Annotated in this window: 7 protein-coding genes and 1 riboswitch; of the genes, 5 read left to right on the forward strand and 2 right to left on the reverse strand. The window is 34.1% G+C overall.

Annotated features, from left to right (window positions below; genetic code table 11):
- Window positions 1-1,104: S41 family peptidase (locus tag HRU49_RS13175; protein ID WP_296357921.1), on the forward strand; the 1,104-nt coding region annotated here is incomplete at its 5' end.
- Window positions 1,105-1,155: 51 nt separating this feature from the next.
- Here the strand turns inward: HRU49_RS13175 and HRU49_RS13180 are convergent.
- Window positions 1,156-1,719 carry a PAS domain-containing protein gene (locus HRU49_RS13180; protein ID WP_296357922.1) on the reverse strand — a complete coding sequence of 188 codons (564 nt, stop codon included), beginning with the start codon at window positions 1,717-1,719 and terminating at the stop codon, window positions 1,156-1,158.
- 11 nt (window positions 1,720-1,730) lie between these two features.
- On the reverse strand, window positions 1,731-3,662 hold the full coding sequence (locus tag HRU49_RS13185; RefSeq protein WP_296357924.1) for a TonB-dependent receptor plug domain-containing protein: 1,932 nt from the start codon (window positions 3,660-3,662) through the stop codon (window positions 1,731-1,733).
- A 63-nt stretch (window positions 3,663-3,725) separates the two neighbouring features.
- Window positions 3,726-3,921, reverse strand: a riboswitch (cobalamin riboswitch).
- 79 nt (window positions 3,922-4,000) lie between these two features.
- On the opposite strand from HRU49_RS13185, the gene HRU49_RS13190 reads away from it, so the two are divergent.
- From HRU49_RS13190 to rmuC, 4 genes are all read left to right on the forward strand, one after another.
- On the forward strand, window positions 4,001-5,143 hold the full coding sequence (locus HRU49_RS13190) for an ABC transporter substrate-binding protein (protein WP_296357926.1): 1,143 nt from the start codon (window positions 4,001-4,003) through the stop codon (window positions 5,141-5,143).
- A complete protein-coding gene (locus tag HRU49_RS13195; protein ID WP_296357928.1) occupies window positions 5,144-6,172 on the forward strand; it encodes an iron ABC transporter permease in 1,029 nt (342 codons plus the stop codon).
- Window positions 6,172-6,966, forward strand: coding sequence for an ABC transporter ATP-binding protein (locus tag HRU49_RS13200; protein WP_296357930.1), 795 nt, complete (start codon window positions 6,172-6,174; stop codon window positions 6,964-6,966). Before HRU49_RS13195 ends, HRU49_RS13200 begins: the two co-directional genes overlap by 1 nt.
- 53 nt (window positions 6,967-7,019) lie before the next feature.
- Window positions 7,020-8,294: DNA recombination protein RmuC (rmuC, locus tag HRU49_RS13205; RefSeq protein ID WP_296357933.1), on the forward strand; the 1,275-nt coding region annotated here is incomplete at its 3' end.

Genomic DNA, 8,294 nt, shown 5'->3' on the forward strand with positions numbered 1-8,294 from the left:
GAAGGTATTACTTTAAGTAATGGAATAGAATTTAGAGTATACTTACTTCCTGGAAGTGAACCGGAAGGTTTTGGTGCTAGTACACTTGTCCTTAATAATAGTGTTGCTGATAATTTAGGATTAACCAGAGGTCTTATTTTTAGAAGTATTGATGGCAATAATCTTACTACAAGCAATGTAGGCAACTTATTGAATCAAAACTCTTATACCCTCAATTTTGCGGATTACGACACCAACGGAACACCAGATCCTGCAGACGATACTATAACACTTAATGGTGAAAGTACCAGTTTGACCAAAGAAGCCTATACTGAAAACCCTATTCATAAAACAGAAATTATTTCCTTACCAGAATTTGATATCGGGTATTTAATGTATAATGGGTTTAATGCCAATTTTGATAATGCATTGAATACAACTTTTATTCAATTTCAATCTGCTGGTATCCAAGAACTAGTATTGGATTTTCGTTATAATGGTGGTGGAAACATACAGACAGCTGTGCATTTGGCCAGTATGATTACAGGACAGTTTAATGGCCAAGTATTTTCTAAATTATTTTATAATGACAATCAAGAAAATCAAAATAGAGATTATGAATTTACAGATCGCCTTTCTGATAATACAGGAATTGCCAGTCTTAATTTAAGTAAGGTTTATGTCCTTACTACAGCCAGCTCGGCTTCTGCAAGTGAACTTATTATAAATAGTTTAAGACCTTACATTGAGGTCGTACATATTGGTGATGATACTGCTGGAAAAACACAGGCCAATCGTTTAATTTTTGATAGCCCAGAATTTGATGGGATTAATGTGAATACAGCACATAACTATGCCTTAATACCCTTAATTGCTAATTCGACTAATGTTAATGATGACTTAGTACCTGCTGAAGGCTTAACACCAGATATTGAAGTCCTTGAAGTACCAAGTAATTTAGGATCCTTAGGGATGCTTAGTGATCCATTATTAGCAACAGCTGTTAATGATATGCTTAACGCTGATAGAGTTTCTATTTTTAGTAATGAGGAATCTAAGCACCTCAAAGTCATTGAGGTGAAAGTATTACAATCTCCACTTGAAAAATTACTGTTTGAAAACTAATAATAAAGCCGCTCAATGAGCGGCTTTATTATTTCATAGCGTACTAAACAACTATCCAACTTTTCTTTCAAAAGCAATATAATGTGTTGTGGAAGTATTGTATAAAGGCAGTACTTGTACTTCACACTTATACGCAGTACCATCTTTTTTATGGTTAACAATAACCTCCTTAAATGGTTCACCCTTAGCTATTTTCTCTCGAATTCTATTTTTTATCCTTAACGAAGTTTTTTCTCCTTGTAAGAATCTTGGAGTTTTATTTAAAGCAAACGTTTTAGAATAGCCAGTCATTTCAGTAAAGCCGTTATTTACCCAAATGATATTTTGACGTTTATCAGTAATGATAAGAGCTTCATAATCCCTTGCCTTAAAAGCTGCCTTAAGATCATTTTTCCATTTAAATTTGTGCGCAAAAGACAAAACTTGAGCCAATTCTAATTGTTTTACAGCTTGTCCAATTTTATCGTTATAATAAGACATGAAAATATCCCAGCTTAATAAAGGCATAACACGTAATTTTGATATGTCCATGGCATTTTGAAACCTACTCAATTCTGAAGCCTGACTTTGAGTGGCATAAATATCTAAACAATTCATGTAAAATGGATTCTTCATAAGTTTTGGGTTTATAGATTTAAATTAAATCCAATATTGAAGCCTCTACCTCTGGTTTCAAAGCCAAATAGTTCCTGGTACTCTTCATTAAAAATATTGGTAACATTAGCAAATACTGTCATTTTATCTTTAAGAATCTTATGACTTACATAAAAATCAGTAATAATAAATGGCTCCAAATTCACAGTTACATTTTCAAACGTGGTATTATCAAAGAACACATCATTTCTATCATCATTAAATTGATAAGACAGTCCTAGAGTTGTTTTATCGCATAATTGATAATCTAACCGTGCATTGATTTTTAATTCTGGAATACGCAATCCCAAATTTTCATTAACCACTGTATACGTTGCATTGGCATTTATGTTTAAATTTTTTACCGCAGATATGTTAGCAACAAATTCTAAACCATTTGCATTAAAGGATTCGTCTACATTACTGTATTGAAATACAAAACCACCTGTATCTACAAAATCTATGAAATTATCTTCATTTCTATTAAAGTACACCAGACTTAAAGTGGCCTTTTCATTTAAGTGCAATTCTGCTCCTATCTCAAACGTATCATTCTCTTCTGGTTCTAGATCTGGATTTCCAAAACTCGGCTCAAATAACTGATATAATGATGGTGTAATAAATGCAGTACTATAACTTACCATACCTTTAATATATCCAAACTCAAGATCCTGTTTAAATGAAGGATTAATACTATACACCAATTGGCTGCCATACTCACTATGATTATTTAAACGTAATCCAGCATTAATATTTAATCCAAAATCTGAAACATAAACTAAATTTGCATAAGGATCAATAATATTAAATGTGGCAGTATCTGGATTTATAGCCTGGCTAAATTCTGTTTCACCAAATGGAATGGAAAAACTCTCCATAGTATTATTTTGATAGTTGACACCAAAAACAGTATAGAACGTATCATCAAAATTATAACGGTTGTAGGCATCCATTACCAAACTCTGAGCATTAAATTTTGAGGGGAAATCTGATTCTATTTCACGCTCTACATTATTGTAAGCAGCATTCAAAACAACAGTTCCTTTGCTATATTTGTATTCGGGTGAAATACCAATTCTAAACTGATTAGAAGTAGATACATTATCCGCATCCATCATCCCGAAACTATCATCAAAATCTGCATCATAATTATCAAAACTTGCATAAGTTGTCAACTTAAAATCGGAATTAAAGGTATAACCAAGCTTTAGATTTCCGTTATTACTTTGAAATTTATCAGATTCAGTAGTATTTTCCAATGCCGATAGTCCATCTGTTGATTGTAAACCAAAACTGGCTAAATAAGTTAGCTTATCTATAGTTCCATTTACTGAAATACTATTTCTAAAATCTTCGAGAGCATAACTTTTATCTTCTGAAGAGCGGTTAGTTCCAACAGTGCTTCTAAGGTTAACATTAATCTTCTTATTTCTTGCTTCTTTGAGTTTGATATTAATCACAGCAGTGGCTGCTCCTGAACCATACAATGTGCTTGAGGCCCCCTTCAGAATTTCAATGGATTCTACTTGGTCTGCATTTAATAAGCGTAAATCATAATCATTTGCAATCTGAGAAGGATCTGTAACTTGAATACCATCAATCATCACCAATACTTGACGATTTCGACCTCCACGTACAAAATAACTTAAATTCTGACCTGCATTACTGCGTACCCCATTAACTTCAATACCTACGGTTCTACTAATAATCTCAGCAATACTTTGGCCTTGCATTTTGTTTAGTTCTTCGGCTGTAATTTTGGTAATAACCTTTCCTGAATTTTCACGCTTTAAGGCAAAACGCGAGTCTGTAATAAACACTTCATCAAGTGCTTCTACTTTAATTGAATCTTGCTGTTGTTGTGCCAATCCAATTGATAACATACCCATACCAAGTATGCTACAAAACAATCTTGTCTTGTTCATTTAAATTTTAATTGTTCGAGAACATATAGAAAAACTATACGTAAACTTTTATCCCGAAAGTTTGACTTCTATGTTGAAATTGGCAGGTCTCCTGACTTGCGTCTTGTTATCGGTCTTCCCAAGTAATTACTCAGTGACTTTGAAGGTGACAACAAGCATTATAGCTTACAGTTGCGGGAACAGTTCTGGAATTTCACCAGATTCCCTTTTAATCCAATAACCGCAATAAGTTATTGGAACCTAATTTCGCAGCTAAATTAAACAAATTGTTTATGGATTTACTTTAAACTTTAAATAATCTTACTTTTGAGTCCAAAATAGACATTTAAGTATTAAAAATGAGGTTATTTATTTATGTGTTACCCCTACTCGTCTTTGTTTCTTGTAAAAACGAGCCAAAAACTGAAATCCTTTCTCAAACTAAAACACCTACTTTAGAATTAAAGTATGCAGAAGGATTCACTGTAGGCGATAATGGGGATCATAAAATTCTCAGTATAAATAATCCATGGCCTGAAGCCACCAAACAATACCAATACCTTATCGCTTCCAATAGTGTTTTATCAAAAATGAATTTTCCGTCCGATTATTTTGATGGTGTTGTTACAGATAATCTTAAAAAGATAGTAGTCACCTCAACTACTCATATACCAGCGCTGGAACTCTTAGGTGTTGAACAGTATTTAATTGGCTTTCCTGGTACCGATTATATCTCATCTCAAAAAACAAGACAACGCATCGCTGATGGAGATATTAGAGAGTTAGGAAAAAATGAAGACATCAATACCGAAGTTTTATTAGAACTAAATCCAGATGTAGTGATTGGTTTTGGCGTAGATGGCGTTAACAAAACGTTTGAAACCATAAAAAAAGCTGGAATCCCTGTTATTTATAATGGAGATTGGGTAGAATCAAATGCCCTAGCAAAAGCTGAATGGATTAAATTCTTTGGAGTACTTTTTAATAAAGAAAAAGAAGCAGATTCCATTTTTAACCAAATTGAAAAAAACTATCTAGCTGCTAAAAATATTGCAAAGAAGGCCAAGACGCGACCAACAATTTTAAGTGGTGCCATGCATAAAGAGGTTTGGTACATGCCAAATGGCTCGAGTCCAGAAGCTCAGTTTCTAAAAGATGCTAATGTTAATTACCTTTGGAAAGATACTTCCGGAAATGGTAGCTTAGCCTTAAATTTTGAAGTCGTATTAGATAAAGCCAAAGCGGCAGATATTTGGTTAAGCCCATCCTACTATGGCAGCTATGACGAACTTCTAAGTGCGAGTAATCTGTATGGCAATTTTGAGGCTTTTAAAACAAAGTCTATTTATACGTTTTCCAATACCAAAGGTGCAACAGGTGGAGTCTTATACTATGAGCTTGGTACAACACGACCTGACCTAGTTTTAAAAGATATTATTAAAATTTGTCATCCAGATGTATTGAAAGCTTATACGCCTCACTTTTTTAAACCTTTGGATTAATTGACTCCGCAAAAGACATATCGCCTAGAATTTGCACTATTAGTTACTGTATTGGTGTTATGTTTTTTTATTAATCTAAGTTTAGGATCCATTTCAATTCCGATAAAAAGTATCTTCAACAGCCTATTTGGAACGATTGAAAATTCCACTTGGGAAGTCATCATTTCAGACTACCGTTTACCTAAGGCAATTACTGCTATTCTTGTGGGATCAGGACTTGGAATTTCAGGCCTACTCATGCAAACCTTATTCAGAAACCCTTTAGCAGGACCTTTTGTATTAGGTATAAGTTCTGGTGCCAGTTTAGGTGTAGCTCTGGTAATACTAGGTTCTGGTTTGTTTGGTGGTTTTCTTGCCGCGGTATTAATTTCAAAATGGAGTATCGTTATCGCATCGAGCTTAGGAAGTTTTTTTGTGCTTTTAGCGGTTTTAGCTGTTTCGAGTAAAGTTAGAGATACAATGGCCATATTAATCATAGGACTGATGTTTGGAAGTATTACTGCCGCAGTAGTAAGTGTACTTTCCTACTTTAGTTCTGCAGAACAATTACAGCAATATATCTTTTGGGGATTTGGAAATTTAAGTAATCTTTCTTGGTCAGAATTACTCATCTTCTCTATCATTTATATTGTTGGTATAGTACTCAGTATTGCTTCTATTAAAGGACTTAACAGTTTACTATTAGGAGATAACTATGCAAAAAGTTTGGGTTTAAACCTAAAGCAAATTCGATTTATACTCATTTTAGCAACAAGTTTAATTGCTGGTACCATAACGGCTTTTGCTGGGCCTATAGCTTTTATAGGTTTGGCAATTCCGCACTTAACACGTCAGATTTTTAAATCGTCTAATCACAAAATATTAATTCCAGCAGTATTTCTATTTGGAGCCATTGTTATGCTTATTTGCGATAGTATTGCTCAACTTCCTGGCAGTGATTACACATTACCCATAAATGCCATAACAGCTTTAGTTGGTGCTCCAGTAGTCATTTGGTTATTAGTAAGACAGCGAAAAATGATGTTTTAATGACAACTTTAAAACAACATATCATTTTAAAGGCAGAAGCGCTCAAAATTGGTTATAAAACCAGGTCAGGAGAAACTGTAGTGACTTCTGATATTAATTTTGAACTACAACAAGGCCAACTTATAGGTTTAGTTGGGGCCAATGGTATTGGAAAATCTACATTACTTAGAACCTTAATCAAAGTCCAACCAGCGCTATCCGGTAACATTTACTTAAATGAAAAAGCTCTTGAAGAGCTAAGTAGCCTAGCATTAGCAAAACAACTAAGTATTGTTTTAACCGAACAAATAACCTCTAAGAATCTATCGGTTTATGAGCTTGTGGCACTGGGCAGACACCCATATACCAATTGGATTGGAAATCTTACTAAAACAGACCAATCAATTATCTATAATGCCATAAATTTGGTTAACATCACGGAATTAAAAGATAAACGCTGTTATGAATTAAGTGATGGCCAATTACAGAAAGTTATGCTAGCGCGTGCATTGGCACAAGACACGGATATTATTGTCTTAGATGAACCCACAACACATTTAGACATGTATCACAAAGCATATATCCTAAAATTGCTACAACAGCTGACTAAGGAAACAGGAAAAACCATACTTTTTTCATCGCATGAGATAGACTTGGCCATTCAGCTTTGTGACACCATGATTGTTATGACCAAAGATAATGCCATATATGATGCGCCTTGTAACCTGATATCTAAGGGTGTTTTTGACGGACTTTTTCCTAGGGATTTGATTGCTTTTGATAGCAAGAGTGGAAGTTTCCGTGTTAATAAATAAGATTTATTTCTACTTCTAAATAAAGTATATTTGAATCAAACAATGACCCATTAATGAACGACACACTAATTCTATTTATTGCTATAATTATTTCAGCCGCTATTGGTGGTTATTTAGGTATGCTATTTGCAAAACTAAAAAGTAAAAGCGAACAGAGCACCTTAGAAGAACGCCAGAATCAGTTAGGATCTACAATTCAAGAACTTAAGGAAACAATTACAAAAATTGAACATGAGCGTGAATCTATTCGCAATGAAAAAGAGTTTTTAAATACGGAGTTATCGCGTCGGAATACGGAATATGAGAATTTACAGCAGCTAAATCTGAAGCGTGATGAAGAATTGGCCAAGCAACAAGAACAATTACGAAAAGATTTTAAGCTTATGGCTTCAAAAATATTAGATGAAAAATCTGAGAAATTCACACTTCAGAATAAAGAGAATATCAAAAACATTCTAAATCCTTTAGAAGAGAAAATTAAGGTTTTTGAAAAAAAAGTTGAAGACAATCAAAAGGAAAGTATTAGTATGCATTCTGCGCTAAAGGAGCAATTGCTAGGGCTTAAAGATCTTAATCAGCAGATGGCGAAAGAGGCTACCAACTTAACAAAAGCTTTAAAGGGTGATAGTAAGACGCAAGGAAATTGGGGAGAATTGGTCTTGGAGCGTGTATTGGAAAAATCTGGATTAGAAAAAGACCGCGAATACTTTGTGCAGCAAAGTTTTCAGCTTGAAGATGGCTCTAGAGTAATGCCTGATGTGGTACTTCATCTTCCTAACCAAAAGAAGATGATTATTGACTCTAAGGTATCACTAACAGATTATGAGCGTTTAGTAAATGCGGATAGTGAAGATCAGCCTAGTTATTTAAAAGCACATGTCAATTCTATTAAAAAACATGTTGATCAGTTATCTGCTAAAAACTATCAGGATTTATATGACATAGAATCCCCTGATTTTGTCTTAATGTTTATTCCTATCGAACCTGCATTTGCAGTTGCTATTAATGAAGATAACACCTTGTATAACAAAGCGTTTGAACAAAATATTGTTATTGTAACCCCGTCTACGCTATTGGCAACACTACGCACCATTGATACCATGTGGAATAATGAGAAGCAGCAACAAAACGCAATAGAAATTGCCAGACAAGCTGGTGCTTTATACGACAAGTTTGAAGGTTTAGTTTCGGACTTAACTGGCGTTGGTAAAAAAATAGATGCTGCTAAAAACGATTATTCTGCAGCTATGAATAAATTGGTTGAAGGTAAAGGTAATCTCATCTCTCGTGTTGAAAACATCAAAAAGATGGGAGCTAAGGCCAAGAAA

Source organism: Winogradskyella sp., from assembly GCF_013213975.1.
Classification (GTDB): domain Bacteria; phylum Bacteroidota; class Bacteroidia; order Flavobacteriales; family Flavobacteriaceae; genus Winogradskyella.

Excerpts from the sequence above, each read along its gene's own strand:
- HRU49_RS13180 (WP_296357922.1), bottom strand. The coding sequence starts at position 1,719 with ATGAAGAATCCATTTTACATGAATTGTTTAGATATTTATGCCACTCAA.
- HRU49_RS13185 (WP_296357924.1), bottom strand. The coding sequence starts at position 3,662 with ATGAACAAGACAAGATTGTTTTGTAGCATACTTGGTATGGGTATGTTA.
- HRU49_RS13190 (WP_296357926.1), top strand. The coding sequence starts at position 4,001 with ATGAGGTTATTTATTTATGTGTTACCCCTACTCGTCTTTGTTTCTTGT.
- HRU49_RS13200 (WP_296357930.1), top strand. The coding sequence starts at position 6,172 with ATGACAACTTTAAAACAACATATCATTTTAAAGGCAGAAGCGCTCAAA.